Source organism: Haliscomenobacter sp. (assembly GCF_041740695.1).
GTDB lineage: Bacteria > Bacteroidota > Bacteroidia > Chitinophagales > Saprospiraceae > Haliscomenobacter.
Genome location: NZ_JBGSLK010000108.1, coordinates 114,324 through 133,382, shown reverse-complemented (window position 1 = coordinate 133,382; position 19,059 = coordinate 114,324). Strand labels below are relative to the sequence as shown.

Here is a 19,059-nt window from a genome sequence, read left to right as displayed (position 1 = left end):
TGCAGGTGATTGCTATAATGTCAGGTAACCTTTTATTGATTATTTCATCACTCCTGCGCAGTTATGGAAAAACGCCAGGTACAAACACCACACACATGAAAAAGATTTTTGCTTTAATCCCCGTATTTTGTCTGTTTAGCACTTTGGCTTTTGGCCAGTGGACCAACGACAAAGGCCACTCCCGGGTAGCCTTTATTGTGCAGCACCACGGCATTTCAGAGGTGGACGGCTTTTTCAAAAAATACGAAGCCACTTTGACTGCTACCAAAGAGGATCTATCCGATGCCGCTTTTGAAGTGACCATTGAGGCAGCTAGTCTCAACACTGAATTGGAAATGCGCGACAACCATCTACGTAGTCCGGATATTTTTGATGTGCAAAAATTCCCGTCCATTACCTTCAAAAGTACTTCCTTCAAAAAGAAGAAAAAGAACTTGTACACCATGACCGGAAACATCACCATCAAGGGCATCACCAAGCCTCTGACTTTGACGGTAACCATGAATGGCCCGGTAGAAAATCCGAATAAAAATGCCAAAAACATCCAGGTAGGCATCAAGGCAGTGGGAACCATCAAAAGAAGTGAGTTCACGGTGGGGCAAAACTTGACGACGGCTTTTGTGAGCGATGAGATTCAGTTGCGGATTACCGGGGAGTTCAATAAGGCTTTGCCGAAGTAGTAGCAATTGATAACTGTAAAGGTAGCCGCTAAATTCTTCTTCTAAAACAATTTAGACGAAGAACTTAGTGGCTACTTAAGAGACAAAAAAAGTAAGCTGAAGAAGTTCTGAAAAGGATGTGGGCATCTACATTTGTAAAAAAAATGCCAGCAATAATGATAGATTTGTTGCAAAGGAACGGGTTCAGAATACAGTAACAAAATTGAGTCGACTATTTCTTGATTTGGCAAGGCGCGAGGAAGGCGCATAGTGAACTATACAACTGAGGAGCAACGTAGCAAAATCGAAAAAGAGTCCAGTCAAATTGTTACTTTATTTTGAAACCGTTCCTAACCCACACTCAACCAAAAATGGCACAAAAAACTGCTACCCTCATTGGCGCAACGGGTCTTATCGGCGCTCAGATCCTCCAACAACTGCTGGAAGACCCTTATTTTTCAAGCATCAAGGTTTTGGTGCGCCGTCCCATTGACCTCGCTCACTCGAAGGTCAAAGTCATTTTACTCGATTTCGCGGATGAAGCCGCTTACCAGGCTGCCATTACGGGTAGTGATGTGGTATTTTGCTCGGTAGGCACCACCCTCAAACAAGTGAATGGCGACATGGTGGCTTACCGCAAAATCGATTACGACATTCCCGTAAATGCTGCCCGCTTCTGCGCGGCCACGGCTTGCCCAAAATTCTTGCTGGTCTCTTCCATTGGAGCCGATAGCCACAGCCGCAATTTTTACCTAAAACTCAAGGGCGAGGTGGAAGAAAAAGTGGGTAGTTTGGGACTTCCATCCGTATCCATTTTTCGGCCATCGATGTTGGTGGGGCAACGAGCAGAATTCCGGCTTGGCGAAAGAATTGGCCAGGTAGTGATGAGCGCTTTGGCATTTTTGATTCCGGCGCAGTACAAAGCGATCGATGTAAAAACGGTAGCCAAGGCGATGGTGGCTGTGGCGAACAAAGACACTGCCGGGGTAGCGTTTTATACGTATGGGGAGATGGTGAGGGGGGCTGCTTGATAATTGGAATTTTCGGTTGGTAACGTACTGGAAATTGGGGCGAGGAATTTGAGTCTGAATGTGCAAAATGGACTGAACTGGATCAATGGAAGATTTGCACAAAAAGATGTAATCATTCAGACTTTGCTGGAAGGGGTGTATGATGAATCAGAAATTCAAGAAATGACAATTCCTTGGGGGGAAATATCAGATTTTAAAATGATACATGAACGCGACAAATTCCACAACCGCTAAAAACGGCGGTAGCGGTTCAATTCACTTCCTGATTTTGCATCTTCCAATTATTTTACATTTCCCCTCCCACCCTATTTCCCAAATACGAAAAAAAGCTACCTTTGAACACCAACAAAAAAATCAAAACCCTGCTCACATGCCGCCACCCAAACGAGTATTCATCGGATCCGCCCAAGCAGACGCCCTTCATGTAGACACCCTCAAAAAGCACCTCAAATTATACGAGCGTCAAAACTTGATCCAAATTTGGGAAGAAGGTATGCTGATGGCTGGCGAAATTCGCAACAGCAGGATTGAGCAAGAGCTGCATGCCGCCGAAATCATTCTCTTATTGTTCAGTGTGGATTTACTCGCAGAAGACTTCATTTGGGGTACCGAGATGAGTAAAATTTTAGAAAAGGTAAAGCGGAAGGAAGTTCAACTCATACCCATTCTATTGGGACCCAGCAGTTTTGCCGATACTCATTTTTCTGCCTACGCCACAGTGCCCCAACGCGATAAACCCATTAGCAATTACAACAACAAGGACGAAGCTTGGACGATTGTGGTCGAACAAATCAAACGCAGCATTCAGCATACGCCCACCTCTTCAAATACGCCTCTAAAACCTGAACCAACCATGATTCCTCAAACCCTTATTGACGAAGTCAACAATTTCATCAGCAGTGGACATTCCACCAAGGCGCTTGACGCCATCATCCGCTGGGCCCATGCCAACAATCAAAGCCAGTTAAAAAGTGATGCTACGATCATCAAGTCAGGGTTGGAAAAACTCAAAAGGGAAGAAATGTTGGGGATGTTGTCGTTTTCGGAGGCGTCTCGGGAGTCAGCCAAGATCAACCATAGCTTGCTGAATCTTTTAAATATGGACTTGACTCCTTCTGAAGTCTCTGAGCCCCCAATTATCCAACCGGCAGTTGTTTCATCAACATCAAATCATAAACTGAAGATTTTAATGATGACCGCCAATCCGGCAAAAACCACACAACTCAACCTTGGCAAAGAGCAGCTAAAAATCATGGAAAAATTGGGCGATAAAAAAGACCAATTTGAGCTGATCGTAAAAAAAGCCATCGACAAGGAAGATTTTAAACAATACACCGAAATTGAAAAACCCCAGATTCTCCATTTCTCTGGTCATGGCGAAACCGGGGAATACGGAGGCATCGTGGTGCAAAACGAAGACCGCAATGGCTCGGCCTTAATCCCACCCAATGGCATCAAAACCTTGTTTAAGTACTTTACTGCGGAAGAGATTGGCATCAAAGTAGTGGTACTCAATGCTTGTTATTCCAAGGAACAAGCCGAAATCATTTCCCAATACGTTCCCTACGTTATTGGCACCACGGAAAACATTGGAGATGAATTTGCCATTGCCTTCAGCACCGGTTTTTATTTCCGTTTAGCCCAAAAAGGGCTCGATTTTGAAAAAGCCTATGATTCCGGGGTAACTCAGGCCAGCATGGCTGGAGCCCAGGAAGAACATTTTATCCTATATAAAAATGGGGCAAAAGTAGAAGCATAAATTATTCAATCTTTATTTCAAACCACATGAAACTAATTTTCATTCATGGGAGAGCTCAGGGCGGATACAATCCCAAAGACTTAAAAAAACTTTGGATTGAAACCCTAAAACAGGGTTTAGCCTACCATAGACTTGAGCTACCTGCTGATCTTCAAGTTGAATTCCCTTTTTATGGAGATCGATTAGATGAATTGGTAGCAGCAGCCAAAAAAGCCAAACCTAAATCAGCCCAGGCCACCCGTAGCAATGAAGTGGCAATTGAAGACCAAGAGGAGTTGGCATTTGTGCAGGATTATTTGACCGAAATTGTTGCACAGGCCGATCTAAGTAGAGCAGAGCAACATGAATTAATGTTAGATTTGAAAAAAACGAGAGGATTTTTTAACTGGCAAGTAGTTCAAAAAATCCTCGAAGCCCTCGATAAAAAAGGCATCGGCGGCAACTGGGTAATCAAAAACGTAACACGAGATGTATTTGCCTACCTCACCATCCCCGCCATTAAAACAGAGATCAACCAGATCGTGAAAGAAAAATTTGACCAAACACCTTGTGTGGTGGTAGGTCATTCTTTGGGCTCGATAGTCAGTTATTTGATTCTGAAGGAAAATCCCCAATATCCAGTCAAAAAGTTGATCACCGTTGGTTCTCCATTAGGGGTTAAATCGGTTCAAAAATTTCTAGGGCACCCATTGGTCATGCCTTCCTGCATTCAAAGTAAAGAATGGTTCAATGCCTATGATGAAAGGGATTTCGTAGCGCTGTTCCCGCTGGATAAGGAATATTTTAATGTTCAGCCCCCTATCATGAACAAACGAGACATCAACAACCAAACTGATAACCGCCACGGAATCGATGGCTACCTCAACGACCCCATCATTGCCAAAACCATTTACGACGCGTTAATCAGTATTGGATAAGTTACTGTCTTTGACCGCATTTTCTATCCTGTCCCATGCAACCATCCCCGACTGTTTTTGTCTTTTCCACAAAACAGTCTAAAATATGAAACGGATTGCAACGAGATTTTTTTGTTTTTTTCTGCTAAGCCTTTCTTTGAGCGCTACTGCTTTTGGTTTTGAAAACACTCTTGCCCCCAATCGCGCCTATTTAGGCGTACATTTAGAAGAGATTTCCAAACAAAAAGCTGCGCTGCTTGGCGCGGATAATCCTTATGGCAGTTACATCACACGGGTATTGCCCGGTTCGGCTGCTGCAAAGGCGGGCTTGAAGCCCCTCGACTACGTGGTAGGTGTTGATCAACACAAGGTAGATGACGACACTGAATTGAGCGACATCCTGGACATTTACGAAGCGGGCACTGAAGCCACACTGCGCATTTACCGCCAGGGTAAAGCCATGGATCTCAAGATCGTTTTTGGCCAAAAAGTCAACGAGAAAGAAGACAGCGAAACCCGCCCCTTCCTCGGCCTCAGCCCCGCGGACGATGAGGAGGAAGACGAGGACGAAGCTACCGTGGGTGTAGCCGTAGACGTGACCAAAGAATCTGCCGCTGCCGAAATGGGGCTGCAAGATGGCGACGTCGTCACCGCCATGAATGGCTACACCATGATCGACTGGACCGACATCAGTGCCATGATCCGCAGCCTGGAACCCGGGGCCGAAGTCAAACTCACCCTGCGCCGCAACGGCGAAACCCTGAACAAAACGGGGAAAATGGGGAAAAAAGAAAACAACAGCTACACCGTAATCAACGGCAGCAACAATGGCAACAATTTTGGCATTTCCTGGTCGGGCAGTGGCAACAACAATGGCAATTGGTCCAAAGCCGAACAAATGGACGGTGCGTTCCTTGGCGTCAACCTCGGCTCAATGACGAAGGAAAAAGCCAAAAAGCTGGGCTTCAGCAATGTTTATGGCGCTTATGTATCCAGTGTGATTCCCAATTCTGCTGCCGCCAAAGCCGGGATGCAAGCCTTTGACTACATCTACGGCGTCGATGAATACCGCGTGGGTGAAGGGCAATCCCTGAGTTTTATCCTGCGCAAATTTTCATCGGGTCAAAAAGCCAACGTCTACTTCATTCGCAAAAGTCAGGAACGCAATGTCAGCGTAACCCTCGGTAGCCACGACGATGAAGACGAGGATACCGATTGGCGCGACGAGTGTGAAAAACCCTTCCTGGGCGTACGCCAATCGCACGAAAGTTACAATGAAAAAGGGGTTTTGGTGGACATCGTAGAAGGCTCCACTGCCAAAGAAATGGGCATGAAAGCCGGAGATGTATTGGTGGCGATCAACAGCAACCCCATCATTGATTGGAGCGACATCAGCATCGCCCTGGGCCTCATCAAAGCTGGCTCGACGGTCAGTGTAGATTACCTGCGCGATGGCAAAAAAGTAAGCGCCAGTAAAGCCGTCAAATCGCTGTGTGATGCGCGCAAGAGCACTTCTTACTACTACAATTCTGACGACAAAGACAAGGACAATTGGGTGTTCAAAGGTTTTAACCGGACTGAAAACAGCGCCAATCCCCAAACCATTCGGGTCAACCCTGCCAACGTGAAAGCCCATATGGAAGACATCGACAAAGCGGACTCCGATAAGCTCAAAACCCAAGGGGTCAACATGCCGGTGATCAACAACCTGCGTTTGGAAAAAATCAACTTGTACCCCAATCCCAGCAAGGGCATGTTCAAATTGCAGTTCGATCTGCCTGAAAAAGGGCAAACTGAGGTCAAGGTATTCAACGCCGCAGGCCGCACCATCTACGAATACGAATTGGGCAATTTCAGCGGAGAATTTTCCGACGAAGTAGACATTTCTCAAAACGGCACTGGGACTTATTTTCTGCAAATCCGCCAGGGTGAAAAGTATGCTTCGAAGAAGATCATTTTACAATAGACTTTTATGGCCGAAGGGCTAAAAATCGCCCAATGGCATCTATCTGATAAAAACCCATTTTCATCGTTCCAAAAGAACGCTTGTAAGAAACATTCGACTCATTTTAAGTAAACAAGGCGAGGTTTTTCTCTTTATCCTTCAAGCCACATCATCTACGGTGTGGCTTTTTTTGTATTTTTCGGTGCGTTGTTCTTTGAGTTTCGATTGGTAGATAATGTGAAATCTGAATTAATTCATTTTTTTACCGCAGAGTTTCGCAGAGTAAACACAGCTCTGCGAAACTCTGCGGTAAAAAATGTGGTGGGTGAGTCGCAAAATTTTCCACCAATCATCTATCAAAACTCTTGAACATCGTTCAGCCATAACCAAAATTTAATCAAAGGATTCAGGTATGAAAAGATTATCCATTGGCCTCTATGCAGTCGTTCTACTCTGTAGCACACTTCTGGTTCAACCATTGCAAGCCCAAAAGAAAAAAACCACCCCTGCCCCCACGGCCGCAGTCACCAGCACTCCCGCTAAAATGGGAATGGACGAAAAACTCTACAACTCCATCCAATGGCGCTCGATTGGCCCATTCCGTGGCGGGCGTTCAGCTGCAGTGACCGGCGTACCCGGCAAACCCAACCTCTTCTATTTCGGTAGCGTGGGTGGTGGCGTTTGGCGCACCAAAGACGGCGGCCAAACCTGGCAAAACATCTCCGATGGCTACTTCGGTGGTTCGATTGGCGCCGTATCGGTAGCCGAATCCGACAACAACGTCATTTATGTCGGTGGCGGAGAAAAAACCGTACGGGGCAACGTCTCTTACGGTTATGGCATGTGGAGAACCCAGGATGCGGGCAAAACCTGGCAAAAAATTGGTCTGGAAAAAGCCATGCACATCCCCAGGATTCGCATCCACCCCAAAAACCCCGATCTGGTTTACGCGGCGGTCTTGGGCGATTTGTACAAATCCAGCGAAGAACGTGGGGTTTACCGCAGCAAAGACGGCGGTAAAACCTGGGAACGTATCCTTTTTGCCAACGCCGACGCTGGGGCAGTAGATTTGATCCTCGATCCCAATAACCCTCGGGTCATTTACGCCTCGACCTGGCGCATTCGCCGCACGCCTTACAGCCTTGACAGCGGTGGCGAAGGATCTACACTTTGGAAAAGTACCGATGGTGGCGACACCTGGACCAATCTGATGTCCAAAAAAGGCTTGCCAAAAGGACCGCATGGGATCATTGGCATAGCGGTATCTCCAGTGAATTCGGAGCGCGTTTGGGCCATCATCGAAGCAGCTGAGGGTGGCGTATTCCGTTCCGACGATGGAGGCAACACTTGGGCCAAAACCAACGAAGACCGCAACCTGCGCCAACGTGCCTGGTATTATACCCGCATTACGGCAGATACCAAAGACGAAAACGTGGTGTACGTGATGAATGTAAGCTATCACAAGTCAACCGATGGTGGCCGTACATTTAGCACTTCCAATGCACCCCATGGTGACCACCACGACCTCTGGGTTGCCCCCGAAGACCCTCAACGCATGATCATCGCTGACGATGGCGGCGCTCAGGTCTCTTTTGACGGAGGTGAAAACTGGAGCACTTACCTCAACCAACCTACCTCGCAATTTTACCGCGTAGTGACGGATAATTCCTTCCCTTACCGCATTTATGGTGCCCAACAGGACAACTCGACAGTTCGCATCGCCCATCGCACCGATGGTTCGTCCATTGGTGAGCGGGATTGGGAGCCTTCCGCAGGTGGCGAAAGTGCCCATTTGGCCGTTGATCCGCTGGACAATGACATCGTTTATGGCGGCAGCTACGGAGGTTTATTGACCCGTCAAAACCACCGCACCAAACAGGAGCAAGCCATCAACGTATGGCCCGACAACCCCATGGGTGCTGGTGCCGAAGCCATGAAATACCGCTTTCAGTGGAACTATCCGATTTTCTTTTCCCCACACGATCCCAAAAAGCTCTACGTGGCTTCGGATCGTTTGCACGTTACGACCAATGGTGGACAAAGTTGGGAAACCATCAGCCCCGACCTGACCCGCAACGACAAAAGCAAACAACAGACCTCGGGTGGCCCAATCACCCAGGACAATACCAGTGTGGAATACTATTGCACCGTTTTTGCAGCTTGTGAGTCACCTTACGAAAAAGACCTGCTCTGGACGGGTTCCGACGACGGCCTCCTGCACGTATCCCGCGACGCGGGCAAAAACTGGAGCAATGTAACTCCCCCAAGTGCGCCCGCCAATATCATGTTCAACAGCATTGATGCCGATCCTTTCAACAAGGGGGGCGTGTATGTGGCAGGGACTTCGTACAAGTCAGGTGATTACAAACCTTACCTATTTTACTCCAAAGACTACGGCAAAACCTGGGCCAAAATCACCAATGGCATTCCCGACAATCACTTCACCCGAGTGGTGCGGGCTGATCCCAAACGGGCTGGGCTGTTGTACGCTGGAACGGAAACGGGCATGTACATTTCGTTCGACAATGGGGCCAACTGGCAGGCTTTTCAGTTAAATTTGCCGATTGTACCGATTACGGATTTGACCATCAAAAACAACAACCTGATTGCCGCTACCCAGGGTCGCAGCTTCTGGATGATCGACGACCTGACTCCACTATACCAGTTGAGCGAGCAAGTGGCCAACAGCGATTTTTACCTCTACCAACCCATCCCCAGCTACCGCATGGATGGTGGACAGGCGCGCAACCTCACCACGGAAGGCACCAACCACCCCGGTGGCGTTACCCTGCACTACTACTTGAAGCAAAAACCGGCGGATTCGGTCGAGGTGAAGTTGACGATTATGGAACTCAATGGCACGGTAATCAAAGAGTACTCGACCAAAGCCAAGGAAAACCCGGAAAAACTTCCCGAACTCAAGCAAGGTGGCAATACGTTCAACTGGAACATGCGTTACGCCGATGCCAAACGTTTTGAGGGCATGATTTTCTGGGCAGGGGGCACCACGGGGCCAAAGGCGGTTCCGGGTCGCTACAAAGCCAAATTGAGTGTAGGTGGCAAAACCATGGAAACCGAGTTTGAAATCCTGAAAGACCCACGCTCCGATGCTTCCATGGACGACATCCGCGAACAATTCAGCTTCCTGATCGGCATCCGGGACAAGGTGACCGAAGCGCACCAAACCATTCTGGACATCCGCAACATCCGCAAACAATTGACGCACTTCAAAGAATTGTGGAAGGAGAATCCTGCGATGAAACCTTTGATGGAAAAGGCGAACGACATCGACAAGGCGATTGGTGTAATTGAAAACGAGTTGTACCAGACCAAAAACCGCAGTGGTCAGGATCCCCTCAACTACCCAATCAAATTGACAAATAAACTGGCCCACGTGGGTTCCCTCTCCAGCCAGGGCGACTACGCGCCAACCAAACAGGCCAAAGAAGTGAAGGAGGAAATGACCAAAAAAATCGACGATCAATTGGGCAAATTCCGCACCTTGCGCGATACCCAATTGCCTGAATTCAACCGCCAGGTGCGGGAGAAAGGGGTGGATGCGATTTTGTTGAAAGAGGAGAAACTGAAAAGTTGAAACTATTCGATGGATTGTGATACTTTAGACTTACGACCAGCGGCGTAGCCGCGTAACGTCATTAGACAAAGGAGCGGAGTGTGATGTTTAAGGTGCGTAGCACCGAAACCACCGACCGCAACTTCTGGATGATCAGCGCGAAATTAAAAGGTTTCGGTGCTACGCACCTTTATCCAGAATTCGTGCTGTTAGCCTAATGACGTTACGCGGCTAGTGCCGCTGGTCGATTCAGTTTGAATAATTACATGGCCTCAATTTGTTATTTCAAGTTAATTGTACTTGAAATTGGTCGAACCAACCCTGAAACTTATTTTTTCTTGTACCGATTCGTATTGCCCCTACCGCTAATCAACGAAAGCTCCAGATTGGTAGCCGTCAAAGAGACTAAAGAATAACACATATCATCCTGCCCAATGGTTTTTAGGCAAGCTCCTGCGTCGATCGGATCACAATCCTTGGGGCATTTTGCGTAATAAACATAGATCGCCGAACTCACTTCCTCCCCGTCGTACACATCGATGTATTTTCCATCCATAATTTTGACTACCGACTTGGGATCATCCAGCGACTGCCAGGTGCCTTGCAATTGTTTCACTTTTTTGGCATCCGCAGCGGATAGGAACGGATCCGCAAAACTGGTCCGACGATAAACGCCATCGGCCTTTACGCCATTGCCAAAGCCACAGGTAGCAGGATCACCTTCCAGGGTGGTGATTTCTACGCCGTCACCAAAATTGAAACTCAGCTTGCACGTACCGCCGAATTCATTGGTGGAAAAGTCAGCCGTGCTGCCTAAGATGTTGGCAACGCCTTCCATGATCCCTTGATTGTAGGCAGGTTTTTTTCCCACTACGCTCAATTTGAATTTGAACTGATCAGCAGAAATTTGGCTTACCAGCAATTCACCACTTCCCGCCTCATTCGGCAACTCAAAACCATAAGTTCCGCTAAATGGTTCTGAAGCAGGCTCTACCACATCATCTTCCAGTTCCGAGGCGATGGCCAATTGCCCGAGTTCATCCACTACAAATTTGGCCATATCCGCAAATTTGGCATTCTCCTGATAGGGTTTGGCCACTTCTACGATTTGTTGCTGTAGGTCAAAACGTTCTTCGGTGCTCGCAAAATTGGAATTGAGGAGCACACTGTCGCGCAGAATATACAGCCAGCCCACTACGTGGTCAGTGCCTTGCTCGTCACTTTCGTTGAAGCGGGTAAAGATGGCCTCCGGATTTTCCAAAAAAGCATCTTTTACGGCCAGCACTTCTTTCACACAAGTGGTACTGGCACAAGCGGTGAAGGCGTCCCAAGCGTCAGCACCTTTGGGTTTGCAGGCAAAAATTGAAATCATCAGGACTAGGCCCCAGAGGGCTTTTGACATTACTTTGTGCATAAAATATTGGTTTGATGGGTTAATCGAATTGTAAACAATGTGGTGGAGAGGGTTTACAAATGTAGTCTTTTGCTTGTTTTTCCTTTTGATCTTTTTTACAATTTTTATTGTTACATTTATTCACATTTGATTAAAATCCAAAGCCATGGCCTTTAGCAAATTCATTTTGAGTTATTTACTCACCACGATCGTTTTTTTCATCATCGATATGGTCTGGCTGGGTTTCATTGCCAAGGGCCTTTACGCACGATACCTGGGTGGTTTTTTGAGCGATCAAATCAACTGGACGGCGGCGATTGTGTTTTACCTGCTCTTCATAGTGGGCATTTTTCTGTTTGTCATTTTTCCGGCGCTGGAAAAACAATCCTGGCAGCATGCGCTGTTGTACGGTGCCTTGTTTGGTTTTTTTACTTATGCTACTTATGACCTGACCAATCTGGCCACCCTCAAAGGTTGGCCCCTGAATATAGTGTTCATCGACATCATTTGGGGCATGGTACTTACTGCCTCGGTGAGTGTTTCTGGGTATTTTATCGCCAATTATTTCAAATAACTATGGCTGCGGTATTGCTTCAAATTGGGTTTTTGATCTGGGTTTACGCCACCTTGTGGTTTATTGTTTCCTTGCTCACCCGGCGCAATGATGTAGCCGATATTGCCTGGGGTTTAGGTTACGTCGTCATTTGTATTTACTTGTTTCAAACGCAAGTAAAAGCCAGTATTCCGATTTTGGTTTATACACTGGTTGGTGTCTGGGCATTACGTTTGTCTACCCATATTTTTCTGCGCAATTGGGGCAAAACCGAAGATTTTCGCTATCGGCAATGGCGGGAAGAATGGGGCAAAACCTTTTATTGGCGCTCTTACCTGCAAGTGTATTTGTTGCAAGGTTTTTTGTTGTGGATCATTGCTTTGCCAATCGTGGTGGCTGGTATTTCGGCTGCACAGGAATGGACAATTGCAACGTATCTGGGCATTTTGCTTTGGGCCATTGGTTTTTTCTTTCAAGCCGTAAGTGATTACCAATTGACCCAGTTTGTCAAAACCCGGAAGCACAAGGAGGACGTGTTGCAAACGGGTTTGTGGCGTTACAGTCGCCATCCGAACTACTTTGGGGAAATTGCGATGTGGTGGGGTATTTTTGTGATCGTCCTTCCCCTACCCTATGCCTGGATGGGCATGATTGGGCCATTGACGATCACGCTGCTGCTGGTCTTTGTATCAGGGGTGCCGCTGTTGGAAAAGCGGTATGTAGGGAATGCGGAGTATGCGGCGTACCAGAAACGGACGAGTGTTTTGATTCCTTGGTGGCCAATTTGACCAAGGCATCATTTTTGGAAAAAATCGATTTCTGCTACTTTACCATGCTCGAAATTGTGCAAAAAGCCCAGCTTCTGCTCTTTTTTTGGCTGCTTTACATTCAAACTGTAAATGCCATAGACGCTTACGGCCAAAATCGATAGGATACTCACCCAAAACACCAGATCGAAGCGCCAAGATGTATCAAACTTACCCGTGGCCGTACCATAGCGAAAATACAAGGCCGCATAGATGACCAACAGCAGTAAAACGGAACCCGCAATCCCCCCACTCAAAACCATAAACAAGGGCAGTTTGATGCCCAAAAACAAAAGCGCCCAAATAATGGGTACTACCCAGGACAGGATACCAATGCTGCGTCGGCGTTGTCTAAGGTCAAAAAAGTCCATCCAGCCAAAATGACTAAAAATATCGCTGAACAAACGTCCCCAGACTGCCAGTCCCGCAAACAAAGTAGAGTACAACACAAAAAAAGCACCTACCATGAAGAAAATCCGCGCCCAGGGGCCCAAACTTTCGGTAAAAATACCCGAAAGCACTTCCAACAGCTGGTATCCCTCCGGAACTTCCTGCCTAGCATGCAATACCGCCGCCCCCAGCAAATAAAAAACCGCCGTTACCGCCGTATACACCACCATGCTACATACGGCATCTGCTTGCATGACCTTGATCCAGCCGCGTGCCCGCTCAGCCCAGGCAGCGCTGCCATCATTGGGGCCCGTATGCCGCGCATAACCCTTTTCCAAACACCAGTAGTTGTAATAAATAATTTCTTCACCTCCAATCCCGGTGATGCCAAAAGCCCCAAAAGCATAAATCACTGCCGAACTGGGCAATGAAAAACTCAGCCCAGTGCCCAACTGCGCCCAATCGATGGCATAAGGCGTGTATTGTAAAAAAATCAGGGCGGTAATGGCAAAAAGGGTAAACCCGGTGATGAGTAGCAAACAGGTTTTTTCCACCACGCTGTAATAGCCTCGATACACCAAAACGGAGGTTAAAGGTGCCATGATTAAGGCCCAAATGGCTACTGGCAACTGAGGCAGCAGCATGTTCAAGACCAAGGCCACTCCACCGATGATTCCGCCCATTTGGATAAACTTGATGAGCATGATCAGAAAATACAAAGCGATTGTCCAGCGCGCCTTGCCAATGCGGGGGCCGGGCAAATCGTCGAGGGTTTGCATGGCGGTTTTGCCGGTGAGGATGGTGTGTTTGGCAAATTGCACCTGCACCGCAACTTTGACCAAACAACTGACCAGGATGACCCAAAAGGCCACAAAACCAGCTTTGGCCCCGAGGGCAGTGGTAGCAATCAATTCGCCGGAGCCAACGATGGCGGCGGAAAGCACGAAGCCGGGGCCCAGGTGCTGCAACCGGTGCCAAAAGGTCACTGGAGGCGCTTGCACGGCGTCGGCGCGGAGTACATATGGATCTGACATGGTTTAAAAATAATAAAAGCTCTCGCCTTTTCAAAAATGCTTTCTATGTTTGCAAAAAAAAGTAACTATACAGCCCAGCGGTTTTGAAGCAAAAAAGAGGCAATTTTTTGTCAGGCAAGCTTTCTTTTTGAAGGCGATGCAGCGCATCGGCTGAGAAAAGAAGCGCAGCATGGCGAAAAATTGACCTTTTTTGCTCAAAATGAGCGGGCTGTATAGTTACAAAAAACTCTGATTTATGCAACAGTGGTCTACTCCTCCCTCTATGCAGATTGATCCTGCAAAAACCTATACGGCAACCATCAGCACCGATAAAGGCGACATTGTGATCCAATTGTTTCCTGAATTCGCGCCCAATACAGTCAACAACTTTGTCTTTTTGGCGAAAGAAGGATACTACAATGGCATCATCTTCCACCGGGTGATCAGCAATTTTATGGTCCAAGGTGGCGACCCTTCCAGCACCGGCCGCGGCGGCCCCGGTTACAAATTTGGCGATGAGTTTGCTGGCAACCCTTTGACTCACGGTACCGGCACATTGTCGATGGCCAATGCCGGCCCAGCCAGCAACGGCAGCCAGTTTTTCATTACCCACTCACCCCAACCCCACTTGAATGGGAAACACACCGTGTTTGGCCAGGTAAAAACGGGCCAGGAAGTAGTAGATGCCATTCGGCAAGGCGATGTGATGGTCAGTGTAACGATCATTGAGGAATGATGAATGAATCGAATGACGAATCTCCGGTCACTTCGACTCCGCTTAGTGACCAGAGATTCGTCATTAAAAAATAGCCAATGGAACCAATACCGTACCGCCTTGAACCCTTTCGCGACGATGAAATAGAAGCCGCTATTGCTGAGCTGTTTAGTTATCCGGCCTTTACCGAAGGCATGAAAATGTTTTTGCCGGAGCCATTGCTGCAACAGGTCATGCTGATGAAAGACCAGGTGCATACCGCCACCGATTTTCAAACCAAAATTGTGGCACCTTTTCTCAAGGTGATTCAGAAAATCAGCATCAAAGAACTGAGTGCCAGTGGTTTTGAACACTTGGGCCCCAGTGAGCGCTACCTGTTTGTTTCCAACCACCGCGATATTGTGCTGGATTCCGCTTTTTTGAACATCGTCTTGTTCGAGAATGGTTTTGACACCAGCCAGATTGCCATTGGTGACAATTTGATGATGCACCGGATTTCGGAGTTGTTGTTTCGCATCAACAAAAGTTTTGTGGTCCGCAGAACCGGAACCGCCCGGGAGTTGTACAGCTCTTCCCTACAAATGTCTACTTACATCCATCAGCTCATTACCAACAAGCTAGATTCCGTGTGGATTGCCCAGCGGGAAGGCCGCGCCAAGGATGGCAACGACCGCACCCAGGTTGGCTTGTTGACCATGTTGAGTTTGAGTGGAAAAAAAGACATCAAACAGCATTTCCAAAACCTCAACATCATCCCCCTTGCCATCTCTTACGAATATGATCCTTGTGCTTTGCTCAAAACCCAGGAATACCTCAACAAACGGGCCGATCCAGAAGTCAAAAAATCCTTCAAGCAGGACGTGGAATACATGCTCTTGGGCATAAAAGGACAAAAAGGCCGGGTACACTTCCATTTCGGGGAGCTGCTCACCGATCAATTGGAAGCTCTGGCTGAGGCCGACAACAGCAAAAAGCAGTTGGAACTGTTGGCGGAAATGATCGACCAGTCGATTCACCAAAATTATCACTTGTGGCCGGTAAATTACATCGCCTACGACTTGCTCCACAATTCCAACACTTACAAGACACACTATACCGAGCAGGAACTGGAATGGCACTGTCGTTTTTTTGAAGACCAGGTCAAACAACTCCAGCAAGATAGTGACGATGCAGGGTACACCTATTTGTTGACGATGTATGCCAATCCGCTCATCAACGCGAATAGTTATCACTAGGCATTGTTGAGTTACAATTTTTTACGCGGATTTTAAGTTTATTAGTTGGTCTAAAACACTCAACTAGTAAACTTATACCCGGTGACCGAAAACCAGCCACAACTCCATCAATTGCTCGCCAAATTGGAGCAACTTTTGCAAAAACAGAACAGTTTTGCAAGGGAAATCGAGGCATTGCGCCAGGAAATTGAAGCGCTTAAAAAGCCGACCACTGCCAACATTTCCGAGGTTCTAACTTCCGCCGCACCAGTTCCTCCTCCTAAAATAGTTAGCCCAGTCCAGACAACTCCCGAACAACCTCTAGCTACATCCGCCTCTGTTAAAACTCCTTACGACAACAAACTTGAATCATTTATTGGTGAAAATTTGATCAGTAAAATTGGGATCATCGTCCTGGTTCTGGGTGTGGCTATTGGTGTAAAATACGTGATTGACCACAATCTAATCAGCCCTGCCTTGCGCATTGCACTTGGGTATCTGGTGGGGATCGGTTTATTGGGTTTTGCCTTTCGTTTTCGAGCACAATACGTTGAATACAGTGCGGTGTTGCTGAGTGGTGCCACCACCATTTTTTACTTCATCACTTATGCCGCTTATAGTTTTTACCATTTGTATCCGGTGGCTTTGACCTTCGTGTTGATGTTTGCTTTTACGGTCTTTACCGTTTTGGCTTCCTTGTACTACAACAATGTATTCATTGCACTGCTGGGTTTGGTGAGCGCTTATGCCCTACCCTACTTGTTGGGCGATGACCCTGAGCGGATTGGGATGTTGTTTGCCTATATCGCGCTGGTCAACATCGGCATCCTGGTTCTTGCCATCAGCCGCAATTGGAAGCTGCTCAATGTGGCTGCATTTTTTTGGACCTGGCTCATTTTCGTCGCCTGGTTTTTGGAGTACTTTGACCCTAATCAGCACTTTAGCCTGGCTATGGGATTTTTGACTTTATTCTTTTCCATTTTTTACGCCACTTTTTTGGCTTACAAATTGAGCAAAGCGGCAGAAATGAGCGGCGGAGACGAAATTTTGTTGGTCGCCAATTCCTTGTTATTTTTTGGTTTGGGCATTTATGCTACGATTTGGCGATTTGAAGGGGATACTTTTTCGGGGTTGATCGCCTTTATCAATGCGCTCATTCATGCCATGGTTGCCCTGGCCATGTACCAACAAAGACCCAATCTGCACAAGATCAGCCAATTTTTGTCGTGCCTGAGTCTGGCATTTTTCACCATTGCCATTCCATTGCAGTTTGGTGGCAATTGGGTAACAATTTTGTGGAGTCTGGAAGCGATCAGCCTATTTGCACTTGGGCGGATGTACAAAATCACATTTTTGGAAATCAGTGCATTTATCGTGATGGGCCTCAGCAGCCTTTGTTTGGCCAATGGCTGGTTGTTTTTCTACGCTGGCTATGTGCCAGAATTACCAGAAACCCGGATTCCATTGCTACTCAACTTCAATTTTTTTACGGGGCTACTCTTTTGTGTTGTCTTTGCCGGAATCAACTACCTCCACCATCGTTTTGGGGCACAAAGCCCCTGGATAAAGGATCAGGAACAAAATGCATTTCTGGCTTCTATGCTCGGTGCCACATTGGTTATTGCTTTGTATTTTACGTTTTTCTGCGAGATATCCACGTATTGGTCTCAGGCTCAGGGTTATGCCTACATACAGTCAAGAAACTCAAGTTTGATTCCATCGAGCATTTATAATCTTGAGGATTTGAGGCTGTTTCAGGGAGTTTGGTTGATCAATTATTCGTTATTTTTTATTGCCGTTTTGTCTTTTGTCAATTGGTTTAAAATCAAAAGTAAAGGTTTAACCAGTTTGTGTCTGGGCTTAAATATCGCTGTACTTCTGGTTTTTCTTACCATGGGCCTCATTTTGTTAAATGATTTACAAGACAGCTATTTGCATCCACAAAATGCTTATTACCAAAGTGCTTTCAACGTGGGGATTCGTTATGTATCACTCTTGTTTGTGGTGCTTCTACTGAGCTCGGGTATCATTTATCTGCGTGAGACTAGCCTTTCGCAGGAACTGCGCTCCGCTTATGAGATTCTCGTTCACGGCAGCATTTTGTGGATCAGCAGCAATGAAATCCTCCTGTTGAATACTACTTTAGCCAATAAGCTAGGATTGAGTCTGCTTTGGGGCTGTTATGCCTTAGCACTGATCATCTTGGGCATTTGGAAGCGCAAGCCACATTTGCGGATTTCTGGGATTTTCTTGTTTGGTGCTACCCTACTCAAGTTGTTCTTTTACGACATCGCACATTTGGCGACGATTCCGAAAACGGTCATTTTTGTGGTATTGGGGTTGTTGTTGTTGCTGGTGTCTTATTTGTACAACCGTTATAAGGTGTGGTTAAATCCAGATCAAGAGCCTACAAACTTATCTCCTGATCATCAAAAATCTTCCCATTTAAACAGCGAATAATCCGCGCAGGGAAATTCTCCAAAATGCGGTAATCATGCGTCGCAAAAAGCACCGCAGCGTTGTTTTGTTTCGACAAATTCCGCATCAGCAAGAGGATTTCATCTGAAGTTTCGGGATCGAGGTTTCCCGTGGGTTCGTCAGCTAGGATGATGGCAGGCGTGTTGAGCAAGGCCCGTGCAATCACCACCCGTTGTTGTTCGCCGCCAGAAAGTTGGTGCGGCATTTTGCGCTCCTGGCCAGCGAGTCCGACCTGTTGCAAGACCAATTCGATCCGCGCCTGGATTTCAGCGCGTTTGACCCAGCCAGTTGCTTTGAGTGTAAACTGCAAATTGTCGAACACCGTCCGGTCATTGAGTAGGTTGAAATCCTGAAACACAATGCCCAATTTGCGGCGCAAGAGTGGGATGGTATTCCGATCCAATTTGGCCAGATCATACCCGGCTACTTCGCCCCGGCCATGGGTGAGGGGCAGCGCGCCGTACAAGGTTTTGAGCAAACTGGATTTTCCACTCCCCGTTTTGCCTATCAAATAGGTGAATTCACCTGCGTTGATGCGCAGATTGACCCCATTGAGCACTTCCTGGGTGCCTTGTTTTATGTTGACGTCTTGTAGCCTGACAATGATATTGCTCATAATGGACAAATCTACAA

General features: G+C 47.1%; 14 protein-coding genes. 11 read left to right on the top strand and 3 right to left on the bottom strand.

Annotated features, from left to right (window positions below; all coding sequences use genetic code 11):
• Positions 1 to 95: 95 nt before the first annotated feature.
• The 6 genes from ACEW9O_RS21655 (at position 96) to ACEW9O_RS21630 (ending at position 9,885) form a co-directional block, all read left to right on the top strand.
• Positions 96 to 680: a YceI family protein gene (locus tag ACEW9O_RS21655; RefSeq protein WP_373552292.1), complete on the top strand. Its 585-nt coding sequence runs from the start codon at positions 96 to 98 to the stop codon at positions 678 to 680.
• Positions 681 to 1,030: 350 nt separating this feature from the next.
• A complete protein-coding gene (locus ACEW9O_RS21650; RefSeq protein WP_373552291.1) occupies positions 1,031 to 1,690 on the top strand; it encodes an NAD(P)H-binding protein in 660 nt (219 codons plus the stop codon).
• Between the two features lie 370 nt (positions 1,691 to 2,060).
• The gene (locus ACEW9O_RS21645; protein ID WP_373552290.1) at positions 2,061 to 3,449 is read left to right on the top strand and encodes a CHAT domain-containing protein; all 1,389 of its coding nucleotides are present in this window, start codon (positions 2,061 to 2,063) and stop codon (positions 3,447 to 3,449) included.
• A gap of 26 nt (positions 3,450 to 3,475) precedes the next feature.
• Positions 3,476 to 4,366: a hypothetical protein gene (locus ACEW9O_RS21640; RefSeq protein ID WP_373552289.1), complete on the top strand. Its 891-nt coding sequence runs from the start codon at positions 3,476 to 3,478 to the stop codon at positions 4,364 to 4,366.
• An 85-nt stretch (positions 4,367 to 4,451) separates the two neighbouring features.
• Entirely contained in the window at positions 4,452 to 6,311 is a 1,860-nt protein-coding gene (locus tag ACEW9O_RS21635; RefSeq protein WP_373552288.1) for a PDZ domain-containing protein, read from the top strand.
• A 391-nt stretch (positions 6,312 to 6,702) separates the two neighbouring features.
• Positions 6,703 to 9,885, top strand: coding sequence for a WD40/YVTN/BNR-like repeat-containing protein (locus tag ACEW9O_RS21630; RefSeq protein WP_373552287.1), 3,183 nt, complete (start codon positions 6,703 to 6,705; stop codon positions 9,883 to 9,885).
• A gap of 307 nt (positions 9,886 to 10,192) precedes the next feature.
• On the opposite strand, the gene ACEW9O_RS21625 is transcribed toward ACEW9O_RS21630, so the two are convergent.
• Positions 10,193 to 11,278: a hypothetical protein gene (locus ACEW9O_RS21625; protein WP_373552286.1), complete on the bottom strand. Its 1,086-nt coding sequence runs from the start codon at positions 11,276 to 11,278 to the stop codon at positions 10,193 to 10,195.
• A 145-nt stretch (positions 11,279 to 11,423) separates the two neighbouring features.
• On the opposite strand from ACEW9O_RS21625, the gene ACEW9O_RS21620 reads away from it, so the two are divergent.
• Complete coding sequence (locus ACEW9O_RS21620) at positions 11,424 to 11,831, top strand: DUF2177 family protein (RefSeq protein ID WP_373552285.1); 408 nt, start codon at positions 11,424 to 11,426, stop codon at positions 11,829 to 11,831.
• A gap of 2 nt (positions 11,832 to 11,833) precedes the next feature.
• Complete coding sequence (locus tag ACEW9O_RS21615) at positions 11,834 to 12,598, top strand: DUF1295 domain-containing protein (protein ID WP_373552284.1); 765 nt, start codon at positions 11,834 to 11,836, stop codon at positions 12,596 to 12,598.
• Positions 12,599 to 12,606: 8 nt separating this feature from the next.
• Here ACEW9O_RS21615 and ACEW9O_RS21610 read toward each other — a convergent pair whose 3' ends face one another.
• Entirely contained in the window at positions 12,607 to 14,040 is a 1,434-nt protein-coding gene (locus ACEW9O_RS21610; protein WP_373552283.1) for an Nramp family divalent metal transporter, read from the bottom strand.
• Between the two features lie 235 nt (positions 14,041 to 14,275).
• On the opposite strand from ACEW9O_RS21610, the gene ACEW9O_RS21605 reads away from it, so the two are divergent.
• The 3 genes from ACEW9O_RS21605 (at position 14,276) to ACEW9O_RS21595 (ending at position 18,408) form a co-directional block, all read left to right on the top strand.
• Positions 14,276 to 14,755, top strand: a complete 480-nt coding sequence (locus ACEW9O_RS21605; RefSeq protein WP_373552282.1) for a peptidylprolyl isomerase — start codon at positions 14,276 to 14,278, stop codon at positions 14,753 to 14,755.
• 77 nt (positions 14,756 to 14,832) lie between these two features.
• Positions 14,833 to 15,969, top strand: coding sequence for a glycerol acyltransferase (locus ACEW9O_RS21600; protein ID WP_373552281.1), 1,137 nt, complete (start codon positions 14,833 to 14,835; stop codon positions 15,967 to 15,969).
• 81 nt (positions 15,970 to 16,050) lie between these two features.
• Positions 16,051 to 18,408, top strand: a complete 2,358-nt coding sequence (locus ACEW9O_RS21595) for a DUF2339 domain-containing protein (protein ID WP_373552280.1) — start codon at positions 16,051 to 16,053, stop codon at positions 18,406 to 18,408.
• Here ACEW9O_RS21595 and ACEW9O_RS21590 read toward each other — a convergent pair.
• Positions 18,356 to 19,042, bottom strand: a complete 687-nt coding sequence (locus ACEW9O_RS21590) for a cell division ATP-binding protein FtsE (RefSeq protein ID WP_373552279.1) — start codon at positions 19,040 to 19,042, stop codon at positions 18,356 to 18,358. The genes ACEW9O_RS21595 and ACEW9O_RS21590 overlap by 53 nt on opposite strands.
• Positions 19,043 to 19,059: the final 17 nt, after the last annotated feature.

Bases quoted from the DNA above. Each gene is read 5' to 3' on its own strand.
- ACEW9O_RS21655 (WP_373552292.1), top strand. From the start codon at position 96: ATGAAAAAGATTTTTGCTTTAATCCCCGTATTTTGTCTGTTTAGCACT.
- ACEW9O_RS21650 (WP_373552291.1), top strand. From the start codon at position 1,031: ATGGCACAAAAAACTGCTACCCTCATTGGCGCAACGGGTCTTATCGGC.
- ACEW9O_RS21645 (WP_373552290.1), top strand. From the start codon at position 2,061: ATGCCGCCACCCAAACGAGTATTCATCGGATCCGCCCAAGCAGACGCC.
- ACEW9O_RS21640 (WP_373552289.1), top strand. From the start codon at position 3,476: ATGAAACTAATTTTCATTCATGGGAGAGCTCAGGGCGGATACAATCCC.
- ACEW9O_RS21635 (WP_373552288.1), top strand. From the start codon at position 4,452: ATGAAACGGATTGCAACGAGATTTTTTTGTTTTTTTCTGCTAAGCCTT.
- ACEW9O_RS21630 (WP_373552287.1), top strand. From the start codon at position 6,703: ATGAAAAGATTATCCATTGGCCTCTATGCAGTCGTTCTACTCTGTAGC.
- ACEW9O_RS21625 (WP_373552286.1), bottom strand. From the start codon at position 11,278: ATGCACAAAGTAATGTCAAAAGCCCTCTGGGGCCTAGTCCTGATGATT.
- ACEW9O_RS21620 (WP_373552285.1), top strand. From the start codon at position 11,424: ATGGCCTTTAGCAAATTCATTTTGAGTTATTTACTCACCACGATCGTT.
- ACEW9O_RS21615 (WP_373552284.1), top strand. From the start codon at position 11,834: ATGGCTGCGGTATTGCTTCAAATTGGGTTTTTGATCTGGGTTTACGCC.
- ACEW9O_RS21610 (WP_373552283.1), bottom strand. From the start codon at position 14,040: ATGTCAGATCCATATGTACTCCGCGCCGACGCCGTGCAAGCGCCTCCA.
- ACEW9O_RS21605 (WP_373552282.1), top strand. From the start codon at position 14,276: ATGCAACAGTGGTCTACTCCTCCCTCTATGCAGATTGATCCTGCAAAA.
- ACEW9O_RS21600 (WP_373552281.1), top strand. From the start codon at position 14,833: ATGGAACCAATACCGTACCGCCTTGAACCCTTTCGCGACGATGAAATA.
- ACEW9O_RS21590 (WP_373552279.1), bottom strand. From the start codon at position 19,042: ATGAGCAATATCATTGTCAGGCTACAAGACGTCAACATAAAACAAGGC.